This window comes from Streptomyces sp. NPDC087300, assembly GCF_044744425.1.
GTDB lineage: Bacteria > Actinomycetota > Actinomycetes > Streptomycetales > Streptomycetaceae > Streptomyces.
In genome coordinates this window covers 940,791-960,887 of record NZ_JBIUYI010000005.1, presented here as the reverse complement: position 1 = coordinate 960,887, position 20,097 = coordinate 940,791, and the positions used below count along the sequence as shown (strand labels likewise).

Below are 20,097 nucleotides of genomic sequence, written 5' to 3'. Positions count from 1 at the left end.
CCCTCAGGATGATCATGACCAGGGGTGGCGTCAATCCCGTCGATTCCGTCGACCCCGTCAATCCCGTCAATCCCGTCAATCCCGTCAATCCCGGAGGGTGTCGTGCACGACCTGCCCGTCGAGGACCGTCAGCAGGACGGGCATGGCGGGGATGTCGTGGGGGTCTGCGGTGAGCAGGTCCCCCTCCAGTACGCACAGGTCGGCGACCTTGCCGGGCTCCAGTGAGCCCTTCCAGTCCTCGGCGAAGTCCTGCCAGGCCGCGTCGATGGTGTAGGTGCGGATCGCCTCGGCCAGGGTGATGCGCTGCTCGGGGCCGCTGACACGGCCCGCCGCCTTGGACTCGCGCAGGACCATCGTGGCCACCCCTTGGCGCCAGTCGGGGTGGGTGACCGGGGCGTCGGAACCGCTCGCCACGTGCACTCCGGCGTCCAGGGCGTCGCGGTAGGGCCAGGCGTAGGCGGCGCGGTGGGCGCCGACGAACTCCTCCTCCATGTCCGCGACGGTCCACTTGATGGTGGGGTTCATGTTGACGCCGAGGTCGTGCTCGGCCAGGACCTTCATGCTGTGCGCGGTGAGGAAGTCGCCGTGGATGACGTAGTGGCGGGCGTCGGGACGCGGGCGCTCGGTCAGGGCCGCGGCGAAGGCGTCCGTGACGGTGTCGCAGGCGCGGTCGCCGGTGACGTGGACCCCCAGCTGGTACCCGGCGGCATGGGCGTGGCGGATGATCGCGTCGATCTCGGCGGTCCGCTCGTCGTCGCTCTCCCCGCCCACGCACAGGGAGCCGCAGCCGCCGCCGACGTACGGCTCGTGCATCCAGGACGTCTTGTTGGGCACGATGCCGTCCGCGAAGATCTTCACCCCGTGGATCGCCAGACGGCGCGGGTCGGCGTCCTCGCCGTCGCCCGGGGCGGCCAGTGCGGCGAGGGCTTCGGCGAACTCCTCGGCGGTGCTGGCCATTCCGGTGGGCAGCAGCAGTACGCCGAGGCGGGCGGTCAGTTCGCCGTCGGCCAGCAGGCGCCGGTAGACCTCGAGGGTCCGCGCGCCGAGCGCGCCCCGCATGATGCCGTCGCCGCCGGGGCCGAGCCCCGGCTCGGTGTAGCTGGTGATGCCGAGGCGCGCGAACTCGGCCAGGGCCGAGCGGACCGCTTCGGTGCGCTCCTGGACGCTGAGCGGCGGCAGCGCGTTCTGCACCAGGGCCTGGGCCCCTTCGTGGAGCAGTCCTGTCGGCTCCCCCGCCCCGTCCACGACGATGGCCCCGCCGGGCGGCGCGGGCGTGTCCCTGTCGACGCCGATCAGCTCCAGCGCCTTGGAGTTGACCCAGGTGGCGTGCCCGGAGAAGGAGTAGAGGACGACGGGGTGATCGGGGCTGACCGCGTCGAGGTCGTGCCGCGCGGGCTGCCGGGCGGGATCGGCGACGCACTCGGCGAGGTAGCCGGTGTCCCAGCCGTGCCCCGTTATCCACTGCCCTTCCGGCGCCCTGCCCACAGCCACCCGTACCGCTTCTGCCGCGTCCGTGATGCTGGACACCGTCGGGTGGCTGAGGTCCACGGAGAGCGGGGGCGTCGCCATGCCGAACGCACAGCCGTGCAGATGGGAGTCGTTGATCCCGGGGAGCAGCGTCGCCCCGCGCAGGTCGATGAGGCGGGTCGCCGGTCCGATGAGCGGCGCGACGTCCTCGCGTCCGCCGACGGCGCTGATGATTCCGCCGGTCACCGCGAGGGCCGACGCCACGGAGAACTCCGCGTCGACCGTGACCACCTGCCCGCCCACGAACACCATGTCCGCAGGGGTTCCGGCCGCGCCCGCCGCGCGCACCGAATCCCCCGATTCCGCCGAGCCCGTCGCGCCCACCGAGTCCACCGAGTCCACCGAGTCCACCGAGTCCACCAGAGTTTCCTTCCACCAAGCGGGCCCGTGCCGGCCGCCCGCGAACGATCTCCCTGGACTATGGCCGCGCCCCCGTCCTCCGCACATCGGTCATTCCACCGATACGCGTCCGCAGCGACGGCCCACCGCTGGGGCCGGTGCCGGTGCAAGTGGCGGTCGCGAGAACCGTCACCTAGCGTCAATGCCATCGCCGAGCGTCATCAGCAGAAGGGTCGCCGCGCATGGCTGTCCACCGAGTCGTCACCCTCCCCTTCACCGACCCGCGCACGTGCCGGGTCGCCTATGCCGATGCCCTGCCGCTGCCCGGCGTACGACAGGTCGCGGTCCTGGAGCGCGCGGCCGACGGCACCCTGGACGTGCCGCTCGGCCACGACGCGGAGGCGGGCGAGGCCACGGTGGGGGCAGGTGCCGCGGGCGGTCTCCTCGGGCTGGTCACCGGCCCGCTGGGCGCCCTGCTCGGCGCGACGGCGGGCGCCGCGTTCGGCAACGCGCTGGAGGTCCAGCGCGAGGGCGAGGAGTACGCCGCGATGATCGTGCTCAGCTCCGGCGTCCAGGACGGCACGAGCCTGCTCGTCCTGGACCTCAAGGAGGAGGAAGAGGGCCCGGTCGACGAACTCGCGGCCCGGTACGGCACGGTGGCCGGACGCGAGGAGGCGAAGGACTTCGCCGCGCGGGTCCGCAAGGCGTGGAAGGACGCCTGACCGCACGCCGCACCTGCCGTGCGCACGGTACGTCAGTCGGCCGTCTGCCGCGTCCGTGCGAACCAGCGGGCGATGCGCTGCTGGGTGACCCCGTGCAGGACGACGCTCAGGAGGACGGTCGCGCACATGACGTCGATGACGAAGTCCGCGTCGGACTGCGGCAGCCGGACGTACGCGAGCATGGCGAAGACGATCGACGTGACGCCGCGTGAACCGAGCCAGCCGATCGCCGCGCGTTCGGCCCGGCTGAAGTCCGTACCGGCCAGCGAGAGCACCACGGGTACGAAACGGGCCACGGTCAGGGCGAGCAGCCCGTACAGGACGATGCGGAACGAGATCCCGTCGGCGAAGACATCGGCCGCCATCTTGCCCAGCAGGAACCAGACGGCCAGTGCCATCAGCTCGCCGACCTCGTGGACCAGGCCCAGGCTGTCGCCCGCGACGGCATGCGCGGTCGTGGCGTACCAGAGACCGGCGACGAACGCCGCGACGAACCCGTTGCCGTCGACGAGGTTCGCGCACGCGTAGGCGAGGAACGGCAGCGCCAGACTCGCCGTACGCAGCCCGTTGGCACGGGCCCAGCCGCTCTCGTGGGCGCGCCACACCGCCCACGCGGCCCCGCCGCCCAGCGCGCTGCCCACGACGACGGCGAGCAGCGAGCCCTTGACCACGCTCCACAGCAACTCGCCGACGGTGCTGCCGTGCGCGGTCGCCAGGTTCGCGACACAGAACAGGAAGAGGGGGGAGACGAGTCCGTCGTTGAAGCCGCCCTCGATGTTCAGCGCGGCCCGCACCCGCAACGGGACCCGGGCGTCGCGCAGGAAACCGGCGATCGGCGCGAGGTCCACGGGCATGACGACCAGCGCGCACACCGCGAGCAGCCACCAGCCGGTGCCGGGCAGGACGAGCGCGCCGAGGAGGGTGGCCAGGGCGAACGAGGCCGGCAGCGCCAGCCCCAACAGCCTGCCCTCGCCGACCGACTTGCCCAGCCGTTCGTAGTCCCGGGCCTCGGTGGCGTCCATGAACAGCAGCACGGCGAGCACCACTTCGACGGCCACCTCGAAGCTGTGCGCCTCCAGGTTGATCGGTACGGCGGGGTCCGTGCCGCGCGTCAGGACGACACCGGCGACGACGAAGGCGATCGGCGCGGTGATGCTCCAGCGGGCCATCCGGTCGGAGACCAGGGCCCAGGCGAACAGCAGCGACAGCACGACAGCGAAAGCAGGCACGGAGACTCGCAGCGGACGACGTGAGGGAGCCCGGAAGGGCCGAGCGGGGCCCAGTCTCCGTGCTCGCCCGCCCGTTCTCCGGGAGCGCCACGTCCGGGGGCACTGGATACACCCGCTCGACCCGATCGGCCCGCTCGCGGGGTGCGGGCCGCGGGCTGCGGCTGCGGGCTGCGGGCTGCGGGCTGCGGGCTGCGCTTGACCTTGACACCGTGACAAGGTCTTCACTGTGGCCAAGGAGGTGGCCCCATCGCCATGCTGAACAACGACCTCGCTCTCCAGAAGCTGGAGAGCACCAACTCGTCGGCGCGGATGCAGGCAGCACTCGCCCTCGGTACCAGGCCCGACCCCCGGTTCATCGGCACCCTCGTCGAGCGAAGCGCGGTCGAGCCCGAATTCTTCGTACGCGAGATGCTGACCTGGGCACTCACCCGCCACTCCCCCGCAACGGTGGTCCCCCGGCTCGTCGACGAGCTGCGCTCACCGCTCGCGCAGGCGCGCAGCCAGACGCTGCACACCCTGTCCAAGATCGGGGACCCGCAGGCCTGGCCCGCCCTCACCCGGGACCACCTGACCGATCCGGACGACGAGGTGGCACGCAGCGCGTGGCGCGCGGCGGTCGTGCTCGTGCCCGAGGGAGAGGAGTCGGCGCTGGCCGATGTGCTGGCGAGCCAGCTCGGGCGCGGCGAGCGCATGACGCAGCTGAGCCTGAGCCGGGCGCTGATCGCACTCGGCGAGACAGCGGTCCTGCCGCCCCTGCGCGCCGCGACGACAGCCACCGACCCCGCCGTACGACAGCACGCCCTGGCGACCGAACGGCTGTTGTCCGACCCGGACGCCGGATTCGGGTTCGCCGTCGAGGAGGCGAAGCGGATCATGGCTCTCGGCACCGGCGGCCAGGAGGAGTGACAGGCGGATGACGGGCGAGGGAGAGGCGGGAACGACCATGCGGATCGGCGAGGTGGCACGGCACTCGGGGGTCAGCGCCCGCATGCTCCGCCACTACGACACGCTCGGCCTCGTACGGCCCACGGGCCGTACGAGGGGCGGCTACCGCACCTACTCCGACCAGGACATCCGACGGATCTTCCACGTCGAGAGCCTGCGCTCCCTCGGTCTCTCCCTGCGCGAGGTGGCCGCCGCCCTCGACGACCCCGCCTTCACGCCTGCGCGGCTCGTCGAGGACCTCGTCCGGCAGACCCAGGAACGCATCGCGGCGGAGACCGCGCTCCTCACGCGGCTGCGCCGGATCAGCGCGGCCGAACCCGACGACTGGCAGGACGTCCTGCAAACCGTCGCGCTCCTGAGCGCGCTTGGGTCGCAGAACCCCGGCAAACGCCAAGGCGCCGCGCTGTCCTCGGCCCACGCGGGCCCCCTGCCCGCGGAGGCACTCGCCGAGGCGGTCCTCGACGAGTCGGACACGAACGTCGCCGGAGCACTGCGCTGGGCCCTGGCCCAGACCGGCACCAGCGCCCTGCCGACCCTGGCGAAAGGCCTTCACTCGCCTAGCAGCGAGGTGCGCGAACGCGCGGTCCAGAGCATCGCCGAAATCCTGGACGGCGACGACGAGGACGCCGCGGACGCCTCGAACACTCTGCTGCGGGACGCCCTCACGCACTCCGACATCGAAGTACGCCGACGTGCCGCACTGGCCCTCGGCACGCGCCGTGCCCCGGAGACCGTCCCCACCCTCCTCGAAATGATCGTGAACGCGGCCAACGACGTCGACGCCGCCGACGCCCTCAGCGCCCTGGCCGACGACCCCGTCCTGGCCGAACAGATCGCCACCCACCTGATCACCCACCTCAGCCACGACCCCACCGACACCCCCGCACGCCGCCGCCTCGCCCAGGCCCTCGCCGACATCCCCGGCCCGACGGCCACACAAGCGCTCACCGACCTGACGGACGACGAGGACCAGGCCATCGCGCTCACAGCGACGTACGCCCTCAGGCTTCGCGGAGCGCAGTAGGCGCAGGAGAGGCAACTTCGGCCTCGGTCACGCCGCCGAAAGCACACCTGCCCGCGCGGCGGCCAGGGCGACCTGGGCCGCCCGATCCGCGGTCGTCTCATCCACCGGTTCACCGGTGAGCACGAGCCGGAAGAAGACCGGCGCGGCCAGCGCCTTCAGGAATTCGGACGGGTCGGTGTCCGGGGGGAGTTCACCCCGCTCGACCGCTCGGGTCACGACCGGTTCCGCCCGCCGGAAACGGTCGTCGAACACCGCCTGCTTGAGCTCGGCGAGACGAGGGTGGCCCACGGCGTCGGCGAGGACCGTGGTGATCAGGGCCCGCCCCGCCTGCGTGGTGAGGGTGGCGACGAGCGAGCGGGCCAGCGCGCGCAGGTCGTCGTCCACCGAGCCGGTGTCGGGGATCGGGATGTCGGAGTCGAAGTGGCCCGCCAGCGCGTCGGATACGAGGCTGTCGGAGTCCTTCCAGTTCCGATAGATCGTCGTCTTGTGCACGCCGGCTCGTTGGGCGACGCCTTCGACGGTCAGCGCCGCGTACCCGGTCGTCGCGAGTTCGGTGACGGCCGCCGCAAGGACGGCGGTGCGCATCTTGCTGCCCCGCCCGACAGCGGGAGCTCGTTTCGAAGGCGATCCCTTCGAAGGCGATTCTGCGGAACTCATTGCAACTCCCAGTTGCTTTATTGGCGGCGCATGCGACAGGATCGAGATTATCGCAACCCTAAGTTGCAATGCGGCCATGGGTGTTCGGGCCGTAGGCACACTCCTGACGCAAGGAACGAGGTCCCATGCCCCGCGGCCCCCGGGCGACCACAGCCCGCCCCTCCCCTGACCCCATTGCCGACCAGTCGGGGCGCTTAGCCATCGTCACCGGTGCCAACAGCGGCATCGGGTACGTCACCGCCCGCGAACTCGCCCGCCACGGCGCCCAAGTCGTACTCGCCTGCCGCAGCCGTGAACGCGGCCGCGACGCGGTGGAACGACTGCGCGCCGAAGTGCCGGGCGCCCGCGCCGAACTACGTCTGCTCGACCTCGCCGACCTGGCGTCCATCCGTGGTTTCGCGGAGGAGTGGAGTCACGACCGGCTCGATCTCCTGGTCAACAACGCGGGCGTGGCCATGGTGCCGTTCGCCAGGACCGCCGATGGCTTCGAGTCGCAGTTCGGCATCAACCACCTCGGCACGTTCGCGCTCACTGGCCTCCTCCTGCCCCGCCTGCTGGCGGCCGCCGACCCGCGCGTGGTCACCGTGAGCAGCGAGGGCCAGCGCTTCGCCCCCTTCGACGTGACCAATCTCAACGCGGAACGCCGCTACCGCACCGCGGTCGCCTACGTACAGTCCAAGCGCGCCAATCTCTACTTCGCGATGGAACTCCAGCGCAGGGCCGACGCTGCCGGACTGACGCTCCGCAGCATGGCCGTCGCCCCCGGACTCACCCGCTCCAACGTACTCACCGGCGGCGCCAACCTGGCCAGAGGACGCACATACGCAGCCCTCACCCGTCTCCTCCTCCGCGTCGCCTTCCGCCCCACACCCGAGGGCGCCAAAACCTCCCTGCACGCCGCGACCACCCCGCACCTGCCCGGCGGAAGCTATGTCGTGCCCGACGGCCCCTTCCAGCTCCGCGGCGAACCCACCCTGCGCAGTCGGGAACGCGCACTCCAGGACACCGTCACAGCGCGGCGGTTGTGGCAACTCTCCGAACAACTCACCGGCGTGCAGTACGCGTTCCCCACCGATCAGCGCGTGTCCCCCCTCCAGTCCCACATCACGTCCGAACCCGGACGCGGCCCGTAGTCCGCGCGGCCGCCGGGGCCGAAGGCGCCGATCTCCGTGACCAGGAGGGCGCCCTCGTCGAGCTGCGCGGCGGTCCAGCCGGTCACGTCGAGGAGCAGTCCGTCGAGTGGGCCGCCGGACAGCTCGCGGTAGGCATGGCCGGGCTGCGGGCCCGGGTCCGGGTCGTCGTGTTCGGCGCCGTACACGCGCCGCCGTATCAGCTCGTCCATACGGTGAGCATCGCACCCGGCACTGACATCAGCCCTGGTGACCGGCGGCCGTGACGGCTCCTTCGACGAGGTCGCGCAGTTGGGAACGCGCGGTGATGCCCAGCTTGGGGAAGCTGCGGTAGAGGTGGGAGCCGACCGTGCGAGGGGACAGGAACAGCCGCTCGCCGATCTCGCGGTTGGTCATCCCGCGGGCGGCGAGTCCCACGATCTGCCGCTGCTGGGGCGAGAGTTCGGCGAGCGCGCCGGGGGCCGGGGCGGTGCCCGTGACGCCGAGGCCCGCGGCGCGCGCTTCCGTCCGGGCCCGCTCGGCCCATGGGTGCGCGCCCAGCCGTTGGAAGATCTCCAGGGCTTCGGCCAGCGGTCCCCGCGCCTCCGCGATACGCCGGCGCCGCCGCAACCACTCGGCGAGGTCCAGCAGGACCTGGGCGTACTCGAAGGGCCAGTGGACCAGGACCGGATCGGCCAGCGCCGCGCGGAAGTGCGACTCGGCGTCCCCTGAGCCTTGAGGGGTGTTGGGGGCCCTGGGGTCCTCATCGTTCTTCGCGTCGGCCAGCAAGCCTCGGGCCCGCTCGATCAGCGCGCGCAGTCTCGGCGAGGCGTTCTCCGCGAGGGTGCGGGCCGCGCGCTCCACGATGGTGAGGGCCTCCTCGCGGTGGCCGCTGCGCACCGCGGCCGCCGCGAGATCCGCGAGGGCGGGATACGAGGCGTGGTAGTGCACGGGGGCGCCATCTGCCGTGAAAACCTTGCGGAGTTGGTCGTACGCCGTGTCGTGTGCGCCGTCCGCGAGCGCCGCGGCACCCAGGGCGCGGCGGGCGTAGACGGCCACCGAGCGGCTCTCCAGGGGGTCGATCAGGGCAAGCGCGGTCGTGGCCCGTTCGCGGGCCGCCGCCGTGTCGCCCTGGTGGGCGAGCACCATGGCCTCGACCGCTGCCGCGCAGGCCACCGTGTGGTCGAGCCCGGTCGCGGAGCCGAGCGCGCCGCTGCGCGCGCAGGCTTCCTGGGCCCGCGCCCACCGCCCTTGTTCCACATAGGTCCAGGCGGCCGCGCCGCCCAGGCCGTCCGGCAGCGGACCGCGCGTCCCCCAGCGGTCGAAGGCCTCATCGAAGGCGCGGACGGCCTGCGGCGTCTCATCGAGAAGCCATGCCATGACCGCGAAAGCGGTGAGCCGGTCGGGTCGCCCTCGCGCTTCGGAGGCGACCTGCGGGACAAGGGAGAGCAGGTCGGCTCTGTCGTCGAAGGGGTCGGCGACGGTTCGTACCCAGGCGCGCAGCCACGCCGGTGACGCGTCCGGCGGGAGCTCTTCGAGGAGATCCCGGACGCGACGTCGCTGGTCGTCCCGCCCGGAGTAGAAGCCCGTGACGGCGGCGCCGGCCAGGAGGTCCAGTGCGGTGACGGGCTGCACGGTCGTCAACTCCGCTGCGGCGTCGGCGAGTCGGGAGAAGACCACGTGATGCCGCACGGTGAGGGTGGCCAGGCGGCCGACGTGCGCGGCGGTCTCGGCCAGGAGCGCGGGGTCGTCGGTCCGCGCGCGGACCCCGGCGGCCAGTTCCTCCGCCCAGGCGAGGTCACCGGTGAGCACCGCCTGCCCGGTGGCCGCGACGAGCAGCCGGGCGCCCTCCTCGCGCCCCGGTGCGAGGTCCGCCGCGCGGCGCAGGGCGCTCGCCGCCGCCGCGTGACCGCCACGGCGTCGCGCGCGTTCGGCGGTCTGCTCCAGCTCGGCGGCGACTCCCGCGTCGGGGCCCGTGGCGGCGGCCGCCCGGTGCCAGGCACGCCGGTCAGGTTCGTCGCCGAGCCGTGCGGCGAGCGCCTCGTGGGCCTCGCGACGGGCGTCGAGGGAGGCGGCGTGGTAGGCCGCGGAGCGGACCAGGGGGTGGCTGAACCGCAGGCCGCTCCCGCCTCCCTGGGCGTCTGGGCCGCTCTTGCGGATCAGTCCGGCCCGTTCGGCGGGCAGCCAGGTCTCGTCCTCGACGTCAGGCAGCGCGGCCACAGCGGCGGTCGCGGAATCGACGGTGTCCATGGCGGCGAAGAGCAGCAGGGCGCGTGCGGTGGAAGTCGGCAGGTCGTTCAGGCGGGCGGCGAAGACGCGTTCCAGGTGGGCGGTGAGAGGCAGCGGGCCTGGGGCTGGGCCTGGGCCTGCGGATTCCTGGGCCGTGGTCCCATGAGCCGACACCGACACCGGTGCTCCGGTTGTGGCCGCTCGGGTGAGTTCGATCAGTGCCAGCGGGTTGCCCTCGGCCTGGTCGAGGATCTCCTTCCGCTTCCGGCCGGACGGCAGCGGTGCCTGCGGCCGGGACTGGGACCAGGACTGGTACTGGGACTGGGACTTCGGTCGCGGTCCCGACACACGTACTCCCTGCGGCTGCTCGTCCAACAGCCGACCAGCCGCTTCGTCGTCCAGCGCTCCCACCGCCAGCGTCGGCACGTGATGGTCGAAGCCCGGCACGCCGTCGCCGGTCCGCGCGGCCAGCAGCATCGTGAACGGTTCATCCGCCAGCCGCCGTACGGCGAAGGACAGCGCGTCCAGGGACGCCCGGTCGAACCACTGCGCGTCGTCCAGGACCACAAGCACGGGGCCTCGCTCCCCCAAGCCGGAGAGCAGGTCCAGGACGGCCATGCCGATGAGCATGGCTGTCGGCTCCGACGGTGCCGGGCCGGTCCCGAACGCGGCGTGCAGCGCCGTGCGCTGCCTCTCCGGCAAGGAGTCCGTCTCGTCCGCGACCGGGCGCAGCAGCAGGTGCAGGGCGGAGAAGGCGAGGTGTGACTCCGACTCGCTGCCCGTGGCGCGCAGCACACGTGTGCCTCGTGCCTCGGCCCGGCGTACCGCGCGTTCCAGCAGCGCGCTCTTGCCGATGCCCACGTCACCGAGCAGCACCAGAACGGGATCCGCCGACCCCGCCGCGTCCACCGTGCGGAACAGGCGTGCCAGTTCCGCGTCCCTGCCGACGAGCCGCGTTGCGCCCTCCGCGACCGTACGGCGTTCGCCCGCCTGCTCCTCGTCCACGGAGGTCTCCCGGATTCGTGGCCCGCCGCTCGGAGCCGCCTTGCGTGTTCGCGACCAGGCTAGGACGTCATCCCGGTCGGCGTGATCTCGCGGCGGTACGGGGATGCCGGGGTCACGCGGACGGGCGGCGCGCCCGGCGCACTTCCCGGTCGATGGCCCAGGCGTCGGCCACCGGTCCGAGGTGGGTGAGCTTGTCGGGGTTGATGACGGAGTGGACCGTGCGGACCTGCCCGTCCACCACATCCAGTGCCATGGTGCGCAGGACGTTCCCATCCCGATCGTGGAAGACCGCTCCGGGCTGCCCGTTGATCAGGCACGGCGTGCAGGTGATGCCGATACGCACCATCAGCGGGTGAACGGTGGCCAGCAGCCGTGCGGCGTTCTGGGCACCGGCGACGGCCCTGGCCAGCTGCGGCGCCTTGCCTCCGCCGTCGCCGACGAGCTGCACGTCGGCGGACAGCAGGCTCTGGAGGCCCGCCATGTCTCCTCGGGCCATCGCGTCGAAGAACCGACGCGCCAGCTCGTCGCGCTCTTCCCGGTCCGTCTCGAACCGGGGCCGTCCCTCGTGCATGTGACGCCGGGCCCGGACGAGCAGTTGGCGGCAGGCCGCCTGGGAACGTCCGGTGGCCGTGGCGACGTCGTCGAACCCGAAGTCGAACACCTCCCGCAGCACGAACACCGACCGCTCCAGCGGGCTGAGCCGTTCCAGGAGCAGCAGCGCCGCCATCGACAACGAGTCGGCGAGCTCCGCCGCGCGGGCCGGGTCCTCGTACGGGTCGTCGAGCAGCGGCTCGGGCAGCCACGTCCCGACGTACGCCTCACGCCGCACCCGTGCGGAGCGCAGGACGTCGATCGAGATGCGGGTCACCGTGGTCGCCAGGTACGCCTTGAGTGACACGGGCCGCGCGGACGAGGCGTCGTAGCGCAGCCAGGTCTCCTGCACCGCGTCCTCCGCCTCACTGACGCTGCCCAGCATCCGGTACGCGATCGAGAACAGCAGCGGTCTCAGTTCCTCGAACTCCGTCGCCTCGTCCATCTCTTGCTCCCCCGTGTTCGAACATCTCTATGGATCATGGCATTTACCGCTCTGAGCTGGGGTGCTCCCAGGGAAACAGTGCTCGCGCCCACACCCCGCCCAGGTGTGATCCACGTCTCCCCCGATTCGGGCGCCGCGATGTCACTGGCCGCACCACTGCCTCGTCTCGGGTCCAGAAGACCTCGTATCTGGGAGTTGATGATGAACATCGCGCTGTGGGTCACCGCCGGAATGCTGGCCGCGGTCTGCCTCGTGGGCAGCTCGAAGATGTTCGTGGGCCGCGAGAGGCTGGCGGCAGCGGGCGCTTCCGCGCAGTGGGTGTGGGAGTTCAGCCCCGGTGCGCTCAAGGCCATCGGCGCCGTCGAGCTGCTGGCCGCGGCCGGTCTGATCCTGCCCGCGGCCCTCGACATCGCCCCGGTACAGGTGCCGCTCGCCGCCTCCGGACTCGTCGTCCTGTTCGCCTGCGCCGCCGCGATGCGCCTGCGCCGGGGCGAGCGCGCCACGGTCACCGCGGACCTCGTCTACCTGGTACTGGCCGCGTTCGTCGCCTGGGGCCGCTTCGGCCCCGCCCCCTTCACCGGCTGAGCCGACGACTCGTCCCGCCGACTCCGTCCGTCCCATCCGTCCCGCCGACTCCACCCGTTCCGCCCGCTTCGCCACCTCGGACAGAAGGACCACTGGCATGAACATCCTCCGGCACACGTTCCTCGTCTTCCACCTCTTCGGCTTCGCCGCGATTCTGGGCGGCATCTTCTACCAGTTGCGCGGCAAGGACCCCGTGACCGGCGGATACATGGTGACCAGCGCGGTCGTGCAGTTGGCCACCGGCGCCGGCCTCATCTGGACCCGCCTCTCCCTCGACCTGCCGGTGCCGCACGCGAAGATGGGCGTGAAACTCGCCCTCGACGTCCTGGTGGCGCTCGTCGCACTGATAGGGATGCGCACCAGAGCCGCCTGGGCCTTCTACGCCGTGGCTACGTTCACGGCGGCCGCGGTGGTCGTGGCCGTCGCCTGGGCCTAGGTCGTTTCTGATGGTTCTTGGACGACGTCGCGGAGCCAGATGACCATTGCTGTGACGGTCAGTGTGCCGTTGAAGACGTAGGCGCGTTTGTCGTAGCGGCTGGCGACCGCACGGAACTGTTTCCACTTGCTGACACAGCGTTCGGCGGCACTGCGGCGCCGGTACTGATCCGTGTTGAAGGCCGGAGGTCGGCCGCCGCTCCGGCCTCGCCGGCGACGGTGTTCACGCTGGTCATCGGGCTGGGCGATCGTCGCTTTGATGTGCCGCCTGCGCAGGTAGGCGCGGGTGTCACGGCTGGAGTAGGCCTTGTCGCCGCGGAGTCGGTCCGGGCGGGTGCGGGGGCGTCCGGGCCCGTGCCGGTAGACCCGCAGATGCTCCAGGACGGGCACGAGCATGGGGTTGTCGCCCCGCTGGCCAGGTGAAGTCTCCCAGACCAGCGGCCGGGCCCGGTCATCGGCCAGAAAGTGGACCTTGCTGGTCAGTCCGCCCCGGGAACGTCCCAGGGCCTCGCGTCCATCTGCCTCCACACGCGCCCCGCCCCCTTTTGCGGGAAGTCAAGCGGTGGCCGGTGCCGGGCCCCGGCCGCATGCTGATGAGCACGGCAGGAGGTCGAGTCGATGTTCACCGCCCACTCGGTCTCTTTGTCTGCGGACCGGGCGAGGGCACCATCCGGGTCACCTGCATCGGCGTCGATCTGCAGCTCGGTCAGGATCCGCTGCCAGGTCCCGTCCGCCGACCAGCGCCGATGGCGCTCATAAACGGTCTGCCACGGCCCATATCGCTCTGGGAGATTCGGCCACGGCACCCCCGTGCGGGCCCGGAACAGCACACCGTTGATCACCCGCCGGTGATCCGCCCACTGCCCGCCCGGGCCGCCGTTCCCTGGCAGCAGCGACTCGATCCTCCGCCACTGCGCGTCAGTCAGTTCATGACGTCGCACCATATGACCCACGTGCCCGGCGCCGGCACTGATCCACCCAACCCAGCAAGAGCCATCAGAAACGACCTAGCCGTACCCCTGAGAGCCCGTGCCGGCGTGTGCCTACGTATCGGTCGTATCGGTGCAGTCGCCTGTATGCAATTACCTGGATGCAGTCACCTGACTGATACCGCACAGGCCGGGGCCGCTCATAACGTTCCGTTCCAGGAAACCTCCCAACCTTTGAGGGAACCCATGGAACAGATCGAGCTCGGCGACGTCACCATCACCCGAATCCGGGAATACTACGGCCCCGTCGACATGTCGCCCGACACCTTCTTCCCGCACGTCCCCGCGGAGACCTGGGAGGAGAATCGCGACTGGATTTCGCCGCATTTCCTCAACTCCCAGACCAATATAGTGAATTCCGCGATCCAGACCTGGCTGCTGCGGAGCGAGGGCCGGACCATCCTGGTGGACACCGGGGTCGGCAACCACAAGGAGCGTCCGTACTCGCCCGTCTGGAGCCACCTCTCCACCGACTTCCTGGCTCAACTCGCCCGCGCCGGGGTCGAGCCCGAAGACGTGGACATCGTCATCAACACCCATCTGCACGTCGATCACGTCGGCTGGAACACCTACCTGGACGGGCGGCAGTGGGTTCCCACATTCCCCAACGCCACCTATCTGATCCCTAAGGAAGACTTCGATTTCTGGAATCCCGAGAACGGCCACAAGCCGCTGTTGGGGCGCGGAAATCAGAACGTGTTCGAGGACAGCGTGGCCCCCGTGCACCAGGCCGGCCAGACACTCCTGTGGGAGGGCAGTCACCGGATCGACGCCAACCTGCGTCTGGACGCGGCCCCCGGCCACACCCCCGGCTCCTCCGTCCTGACGCTCGCCTCCGGCACGGACCGCGCGGTGTTCGTCGGCGACATGCTGCACAACCCCGTACAGATCGTCGAACCCGACGCCAACAGCTGCTTCTGCGAGGACCCCGCCCGCGCCCGCGCCACCCGCCGCACGGTGCTCGGCCAGGCGGCCGACGACAACGCACTCGTCATCCCCGCGCACCTGGGCGGCCACGGCGCCGCCGAAGTCGTACGCGAGGGAAACGCGTTCGCCATCAAGGGGTGGGCCCCCTTCACCCCGTACGCCGATCAAGGCTGACGTCCGTACACCGAGCCGTGACGACGTTCCGCGTCCCGCCCCCAGGACAGGGCTGAAGCCGCCGCACCCCAGGAGAGGCCTCCCGTGCACCACCACCCCGCCCCCGTCGTGACCACCGCGCAGGGGCCCGTCCGCGGTCGGCGTCACGCCGACGACACCGCCACCTACTTCAACATCCCCTACGCCGCCCCGCCCCGCGGCGCCGACCGGTTCACCCCACCACGGCCGCACGCGCCTTGGGACGGCATACGCGACGCCACCGAACCCGGCCCCAACGCGCCCCAGTCCCCACGCGATCTGGGCAGCGTGGACATGTCCCCCTACTTCGGCGCCGGTTGGAGCCGAGGCGAGGACTACCTGACCGTCAACGTCTTCACGCCCGTCCCCGCACCCGCGCCCTCATCTTCGCCCTCACCGTCAGGGCGTCCCCGCCCGGTCATGGTGTTCGTCCACGGCGGCGGTTTCGTCGCCGGTTCGACACGTTCCGCGCTGTACGACGGGTCCGCCTTCGCCCGCCACGGCGTCGCCCTCGTCACCCTCAACTACCGCCTTGGCATCGCCGGGTTCCTCGACATCCCCGGCGCACCGGCCAACCGCGGTCTGCTCGACGTGATCGCGGCCCTGCACTGGGTGCGGCGGAACATCGCAGCCTTCGGCGGGGACCCCGACAACGTCACCCTGTTCGGCCAGTCCGCCGGGGCGACCATCGTCGGCGCCGTCCTCGCCACGCCTGAGGCCGGCGGTCTGTTCCACCGGGCGATCGTCCAGAGCGGCAGCGGGCTCGGCGCGTTCACCGCCGAGCAGGCCACCCGGGTGACCGAGGCAGCGGCCCGGGTTCTGGGCATCGAGCCGCATGTGGACAGCTTCGCCGACGTCTCCGACGAACGGCTGGTCCATGCGGCCTCGCAGTTGGCGGGCATCGACCTGCGAACCGACACGCACCGCGACCCGCTGGCCGGACTCAGCCCCTTCAGCCTGGTCCTCGACACCCAGCCCGCCCGGTCCGTCGCCGCCGGTCGCGGCTCGGGCGTCGACCTGCTCATCGGGACCAACGCCGAAGAAGGCAATCTCTACTTGGCCCCCGTGAACAAGTACGCCACCTCGACGGCGTCCGACGTCGAGGGCATCGCGGCCCGTTCGCATCCCGACCCGGACCGGCTCATCGCGACGTACCGCGCGAGCCGCCCCTCGGCATCGCTCGGTGCGCTGCGGTCCACCATCCTGGGCGACACCTTGTTCGGCGCGGGCACATGGGCCCTGACCGAGGCCCACGCCGCCCGCGCCGAATCCACCGCCTACGCCTACGCATTCGCCTGGCGCTCCACGGCCCTGGACGGACAACTGGGCGCCACACACACGATGGAGCTCCCCTTCGTCTTCGATCTCACGCACCTCCCCCAACTTCACGGCCCATCAGCCCTGTTGGGCCCCGCCGAGCCCCCGGCTCAACTCGCCGCCCGCATGCACGAGACATGGATCCGCTTCGCCACCACGGGCGCCCCGGGCTGGGACCCCTACGACGCCGAGCACCGCACCACGATGCGCATCGACGCCGAATGGGCCCAGATCCGCGACCCTCGCAGCGAGGAACGACGCGCCTGGACCTGAACCCTCACCGCTGGGCGACCACCCCTTGCCCTTCACTGGAGACCTCTCTAACTTTAGAGACCTCTCCAGAAATTCACGGAAGGGCGTGTGCGCATGCAGACGGTCGAAGGCGGGCTGCGCGAGCAGCGGAAGGCGCTGCGGCGTGGGCGGATCCTCGACGCCACGCGTCAACTCCTGCGGGACGGCCCGGAATCCGTCATCAGCACGGAGCGGATCGCCGAGCGGGCGGAGGTCTCCCCTGCCACCGTGTACAACCTGATCGGACCGCGCGAGAAGATCTGGGAGGCACTCGCCGCAGGATTCATGGACGAACTCGAACGCCGCCTGGCGGTACGGGGAGACGGCGATCCGCGTGAGGTCGTCCGGTCGACCGTAGGACTGTTCGTGGACGACCCGGTCGTGTCCCGTCGCATGGTGCGCGGCTGGGAGGAGAGCGGTCTCGTACTCGTACGCAGCCCTCTCGGCCAGCTCCGTCAGGCGATGGCAGAGGCGCGGACGCAGGGGGTCCTGCGCACTGATGTGAACACCGGCGCGCTCGCCGCCACGGTCGCCACCTCGTGCGTGGGCGCCCTGCATCAGTGGGTCGCCGGACTGATCGACGACGACCGGTTCCTGGCACACGCCCTGTTCGCCCTGGACGTCGCGCTCGCCGCGGCGGCCGCGGACGCCCACCGCGACCGACTGCTCGCGCCGCTCCTGACCCGGGGCTCGGCATGACGGACGGCGCGACGGGCTCGACCGACGCAACGGATACGCCGGGCACGGGAAGCCCGGCAGCCATGGGTGCGGCCGCGGCCCCGCCACGTACCCGCACCTTCGAGGGGCATGACGGAGTCCCGCTCACGGCGGACACCTGGGGCGAGGCCACCGCCCCGCCCGTCGTCCTGCTGCACGGCGGCGGCCAGACGCGCCACGCCTGGGCGCGGACCGGCCCCCGACTGGCCGCCCTGGGCTACCGCGTCGTCGCTCCGGACCTGCGCGGACACGGCACCAGCGCGTGGTCGGCCGACGGTGACTACGACCTCGGACTGTTCGCCGATGACGTACGGGCCCTCGTCGCCGAACTCGGCGACCGGCCCCTGCTCGTCGGCGCCTCGCTCGGCGGGCTGAGCTCGCTGCTCGCCGCCGGTGAGGCGCCGAGGGCGGCGATCCGTGCGCTGGTGCTCGCCGATGTCGCGCATCGTCCTGATCCACGCGGCGTGCGCCGGATCATCGAGTTCATGCGGCGCCGTCCGAACGGATTCGCCAGCGTCGAGGAGGCGGCCACGACGGTCGCCGCGTACCTGCCGCACCGCACGCGGCCGTACGACCCCGAAGGCCTGCGGAGGAACCTGCGGCGCCACGGCGACCGCTGGGTCTGGCACTGGGACCCCCGGCTGCTGGACAGCTTCGAGGGACGGATGGACCCGCCGGGGATGGCGGAGCGCCTCCTCGACGCCGCCCGCCACGCGGACGTGCCGATCCTCCTGGTCCGCGGCGCGCTCAGTGACGTGGTGCGTGAGGACACCGCCGAGGAGTTCTGCGCCCGCGTTCCCCGCGCGCGGTTCGTCGACGTGGTCGACGCGGGACACATGGTGGTCGGGGATCGCAACGAGCGCTTTGTCGATGCGCTCATTCCGTTCTTGAGGTCCTGAGGTCCTGAGGTGCCGGGCAGGAACGGTTTCCCTACGGCCCTACGGCCCAGGGAGCGTCGGAATCGCCCGCGGTCGGCTCCTGCCGAGGGCCCGACGCGTCCTGGGGAAGGGACGGGTTCCGGGCGAGATCGTGGACGGGCTCCAGGAGGATCAGCGCTATGTCGTCGCCCGCCGCGCTGTGCCGGGTGTGGTGGTTCAGCGCCGCCATCACGGTGTCGAGCGCACCGTCCAGGCGCGCACCCGTGCACAACCGGCCGATGAGCTGGAGGTCCGGCATGCAACCGGTCCGGTCGCGCGCCTCGGCCAGGCCGTCGGTGTAGAACAGCAGCCGGTCGCCCGCCGCCAGGGGCACCTCCTGGACCGTGGGTTCGGGAGCCAGGCCTATCGGAGTCGTCGGTGCCGGTGGCGCCAGCAGGGTGGGCGTGCCCGTGTCCGGCAGGTGCAGGGGCGCGTGATGACCGCAGTTGACCAGGCGTACGTGGTGCGGATCGACCTCCGCGATCACGGCGGTGACGAAGTCCTCCGGCCCGAGATCGCATGCCAGGCGGGACTCCAACTCCCGTACGACGTCGAGCAGATCGGGCTGCGTGTAGGCGGCGTCGCGGAAGTGGCCGATGGCCGCCGCGGACAGGTGGACGGGTGCCAGGCCCTTGCCCCGGACGTCGCCGATCAACAGCCGCAGGCCCATGGGCGTGTTGGCGAAGGCGTACAGGTCGCCGCCGATGTGGGCCTGCGCCGCGGCCGAGTGGTAGCGGGCGCTGACTTCGAGGCCGCCGATACGGAAGTCGGTCGGCCGGATGATGGCCCGCTGGGCCGCCGCCGCGACCTTCTCCAACTGCTGTTGCAGGCCGGCGGACCGGTGCGCGAACCACGTGCCGTACGCGCCGGCGACGACCAGCATCAGGAGCCTCACCTGCGTGTCGCCCTGACCCAGCGCGCGCTCCACCAGGCTGATGACCACGGCGAGCAGCGTGGCGGCGCCGGAGACGATCGCGGTGACCCGCCAGCCGTCCTGGGTGGAGGCCAGCAGCGGGCACACGAGCAGCAGCCCGATCAGGCTGGTCGCGGGACCCGTGGCGATGTCGCCGACAGCGATGCCCGCGCCGACGAGCGCGGTGAGCCAGAGCCAGCCGGTGCGTGAGGCCACGGACATCCGCCGTCCCCTCTTTTTCCATTGCCTGAACGCGGTGAACAGTCGCGTATATCAAGGGCCGATCGCCGCGTCGGTGACTTTGCGTAGCGGATCGCGCGCGATCACCGCGATACTTCTTATGGCCAGGAGCGGAAGGGCCAACTTCCGGGCGCTGATGGCATATTCAGGTTTATACCCGCCTTGCCGCAGGCAGAACGTCATACGAGAAGCCGGGAGCGGACCGTATTTCCCCGACCGCTGTTCGCTTCAGGAAGGTCCCCCTCCGCCGAAAATCCGCTTAAACGCCCACGAGACGGGTACTCGGGAGTCGCCCCTTCATGCCGCGGCTCCCTTCCGGCGGGGAGACGTGGTCCGGAAGGAGCCGTCGTCCTGACCACCACTGTCTGCCCTGACCACCACTTGTTCTGGAGTCGTTCGTGCCGCTTCCGGTCTTCCTCGTCGCCGACCACGTCGTGGTGATCAAGGTGTACGAAGTCGTCGACATCGCCAACGCGGAGCACTTCCGCGCCGAGCTCCACCGAGTGCTGCGCGGTTGTCGCGGCCCACGCTCCGTCGTGGTCGACCTGCGTGCCCCCTGCGCCACCTCCGTGTGCGTCAGCGCCCTGAAGGACACCCAGCAGCTGGCCGACCGGCTGCGGCTCCGGCTGCTCATCACCGCTCCTCATGCACTGACCCGACGTGTTCTGCGCCTCACCGCGGCCGACGGCCATCTGGAGGTCCACCCCGATCTGCCCACCGCGCTGCACGTGGCGTGACATCGTGGCCGGGTC

19 protein-coding genes are annotated in these 20,097 nt (G+C 71.4%); 11 read left to right on the top strand and 8 right to left on the bottom strand.

All coding sequences use genetic code 11. The features are described from left to right. Nucleotides 1–84: 84 nt before the first annotated feature. On the bottom strand, nucleotides 85–1,779 hold the full coding sequence (locus ACIO9J_RS24665; protein WP_402003645.1) for an amidohydrolase: 1,695 nt from the start codon (nucleotides 1,777–1,779) through the stop codon (nucleotides 85–87). 329 nt (nucleotides 1,780–2,108) lie between these two features. On the opposite strand from ACIO9J_RS24665, the gene ACIO9J_RS24660 reads away from it, so the two are divergent. After that, nucleotides 2,109–2,588: a hypothetical protein gene (locus tag ACIO9J_RS24660; protein ID WP_402003371.1), complete on the top strand. Its 480-nt coding sequence runs from the start codon at nucleotides 2,109–2,111 to the stop codon at nucleotides 2,586–2,588. A gap of 32 nt (nucleotides 2,589–2,620) precedes the next feature. Here the strand turns inward: ACIO9J_RS24660 and ACIO9J_RS24655 are convergent, their stop codons facing one another. After that, nucleotides 2,621–3,817: a cation:proton antiporter gene (locus ACIO9J_RS24655; protein ID WP_402003368.1), complete on the bottom strand. Its 1,197-nt coding sequence runs from the start codon at nucleotides 3,815–3,817 to the stop codon at nucleotides 2,621–2,623. Between the two features lie 252 nt (nucleotides 3,818–4,069). On the opposite strand from ACIO9J_RS24655, the gene ACIO9J_RS24650 reads away from it, so the two are divergent. Both ACIO9J_RS24650 and ACIO9J_RS24645 read left to right on the top strand, forming a co-directional pair. Then, on the top strand, nucleotides 4,070–4,723 hold the full coding sequence (locus ACIO9J_RS24650) for a HEAT repeat domain-containing protein (protein ID WP_402003365.1): 654 nt from the start codon (nucleotides 4,070–4,072) through the stop codon (nucleotides 4,721–4,723). A 37-nt stretch (nucleotides 4,724–4,760) separates the two neighbouring features. Then, on the top strand, nucleotides 4,761–5,786 hold the full coding sequence (locus ACIO9J_RS24645; RefSeq protein WP_402003642.1) for a HEAT repeat domain-containing protein: 1,026 nt from the start codon (nucleotides 4,761–4,763) through the stop codon (nucleotides 5,784–5,786). Nucleotides 5,787–5,813: 27 nt separating this feature from the next. On the opposite strand, the gene ACIO9J_RS24640 is transcribed toward ACIO9J_RS24645, so the two are convergent. Next, nucleotides 5,814–6,371 carry a TetR/AcrR family transcriptional regulator gene (locus ACIO9J_RS24640; RefSeq protein WP_402003362.1) on the bottom strand — a complete coding sequence of 186 codons (558 nt, stop codon included), beginning with the start codon at nucleotides 6,369–6,371 and terminating at the stop codon, nucleotides 5,814–5,816. 197 nt (nucleotides 6,372–6,568) lie between these two features. Here ACIO9J_RS24640 and ACIO9J_RS24635 point away from each other — a divergent pair, with 197 nt between their 5' ends. Then, the gene (locus ACIO9J_RS24635; protein WP_402003360.1) at nucleotides 6,569–7,576 is read left to right on the top strand and encodes an oxidoreductase; all 1,008 of its coding nucleotides are present in this window, start codon (nucleotides 6,569–6,571) and stop codon (nucleotides 7,574–7,576) included. Here ACIO9J_RS24635 and ACIO9J_RS24630 read toward each other — a convergent pair. The 3 genes from ACIO9J_RS24630 to ACIO9J_RS24620 all read right to left on the bottom strand — a co-directional run bounded on the left by ACIO9J_RS24630 (nucleotide 7,519) and on the right by ACIO9J_RS24620 (nucleotide 11,822). Continuing rightward, a complete protein-coding gene (locus ACIO9J_RS24630; protein WP_402003357.1) occupies nucleotides 7,519–7,785 on the bottom strand; it encodes a hypothetical protein in 267 nt (88 codons plus the stop codon). The two genes, ACIO9J_RS24635 and ACIO9J_RS24630, sit on opposite strands and share 58 nt — an antisense overlap. A 28-nt stretch (nucleotides 7,786–7,813) precedes the next feature. After that, nucleotides 7,814–10,786 (bottom strand): AAA family ATPase, encoded by a 2,973-nt coding sequence (locus tag ACIO9J_RS24625; protein WP_402003354.1) that lies wholly within the window; start codon nucleotides 10,784–10,786, stop codon nucleotides 7,814–7,816. A 112-nt stretch (nucleotides 10,787–10,898) separates the two neighbouring features. Then, nucleotides 10,899–11,822 carry an RNA polymerase sigma-70 factor gene (locus ACIO9J_RS24620; RefSeq protein WP_402003351.1) on the bottom strand — a complete coding sequence of 308 codons (924 nt, stop codon included), beginning with the start codon at nucleotides 11,820–11,822 and terminating at the stop codon, nucleotides 10,899–10,901. Between the two features lie 201 nt (nucleotides 11,823–12,023). Between ACIO9J_RS24620 and ACIO9J_RS24615 the strand changes: the two genes are divergently transcribed. Together ACIO9J_RS24615 and ACIO9J_RS24610 are read left to right on the top strand one after the other, a co-directional pair. Next, nucleotides 12,024–12,407 carry a DoxX family protein gene (locus tag ACIO9J_RS24615; protein WP_402003348.1) on the top strand — a complete coding sequence of 128 codons (384 nt, stop codon included), beginning with the start codon at nucleotides 12,024–12,026 and terminating at the stop codon, nucleotides 12,405–12,407. 97 nt (nucleotides 12,408–12,504) lie between these two features. Further along, the gene (locus ACIO9J_RS24610; RefSeq protein WP_402003345.1) at nucleotides 12,505–12,843 is read left to right on the top strand and encodes a hypothetical protein; all 339 of its coding nucleotides are present in this window, start codon (nucleotides 12,505–12,507) and stop codon (nucleotides 12,841–12,843) included. Here the strand turns inward: ACIO9J_RS24610 and ACIO9J_RS24605 are convergent. Further along, nucleotides 12,840–13,786 (bottom strand): IS5 family transposase gene (locus tag ACIO9J_RS24605; protein ID WP_402003342.1). Its coding sequence is split into 2 segments (ribosomal slippage): nucleotides 12,840–13,387 and nucleotides 13,387–13,786, totalling 948 coding nucleotides; the frame shifts between segments, so codons are not numbered across the junction. The genes ACIO9J_RS24610 and ACIO9J_RS24605 overlap by 4 nt on opposite strands. Before the next feature lie 231 nt (nucleotides 13,787–14,017). Here ACIO9J_RS24605 and ACIO9J_RS24600 point away from each other — a divergent pair. The 4 genes from ACIO9J_RS24600 (at nucleotide 14,018) to ACIO9J_RS24585 (ending at nucleotide 18,174) form a co-directional block, all read left to right on the top strand. Further along, on the top strand, nucleotides 14,018–14,932 hold the full coding sequence (locus ACIO9J_RS24600; protein ID WP_402003339.1) for an MBL fold metallo-hydrolase: 915 nt from the start codon (nucleotides 14,018–14,020) through the stop codon (nucleotides 14,930–14,932). An 84-nt stretch (nucleotides 14,933–15,016) separates the two neighbouring features. Beyond that, the gene (locus ACIO9J_RS24595; RefSeq protein WP_402003336.1) at nucleotides 15,017–16,540 is read left to right on the top strand and encodes a carboxylesterase/lipase family protein; all 1,524 of its coding nucleotides are present in this window, start codon (nucleotides 15,017–15,019) and stop codon (nucleotides 16,538–16,540) included. A 93-nt stretch (nucleotides 16,541–16,633) separates the two neighbouring features. Further along, nucleotides 16,634–17,257: a TetR/AcrR family transcriptional regulator gene (locus ACIO9J_RS24590; RefSeq protein WP_402003333.1), complete on the top strand. Its 624-nt coding sequence runs from the start codon at nucleotides 16,634–16,636 to the stop codon at nucleotides 17,255–17,257. Between the two features lie 62 nt (nucleotides 17,258–17,319). Further along, on the top strand, nucleotides 17,320–18,174 hold the full coding sequence (locus tag ACIO9J_RS24585) for an alpha/beta fold hydrolase (protein WP_402003330.1): 855 nt from the start codon (nucleotides 17,320–17,322) through the stop codon (nucleotides 18,172–18,174). A 31-nt stretch (nucleotides 18,175–18,205) separates the two neighbouring features. Here the strand turns inward: ACIO9J_RS24585 and ACIO9J_RS24580 are convergent, their stop codons facing one another. Further along, nucleotides 18,206–19,327 (bottom strand): PP2C family protein-serine/threonine phosphatase, encoded by a 1,122-nt coding sequence (locus ACIO9J_RS24580; protein ID WP_402003327.1) that lies wholly within the window; start codon nucleotides 19,325–19,327, stop codon nucleotides 18,206–18,208. Nucleotides 19,328–19,743: 416 nt separating this feature from the next. On the opposite strand from ACIO9J_RS24580, the gene ACIO9J_RS24575 reads away from it, so the two are divergent. After that, nucleotides 19,744–20,082 carry an STAS domain-containing protein gene (locus tag ACIO9J_RS24575; RefSeq protein ID WP_402003324.1) on the top strand — a complete coding sequence of 113 codons (339 nt, stop codon included), beginning with the start codon at nucleotides 19,744–19,746 and terminating at the stop codon, nucleotides 20,080–20,082. Nucleotides 20,083–20,097 lie beyond the last annotated feature (15 nt).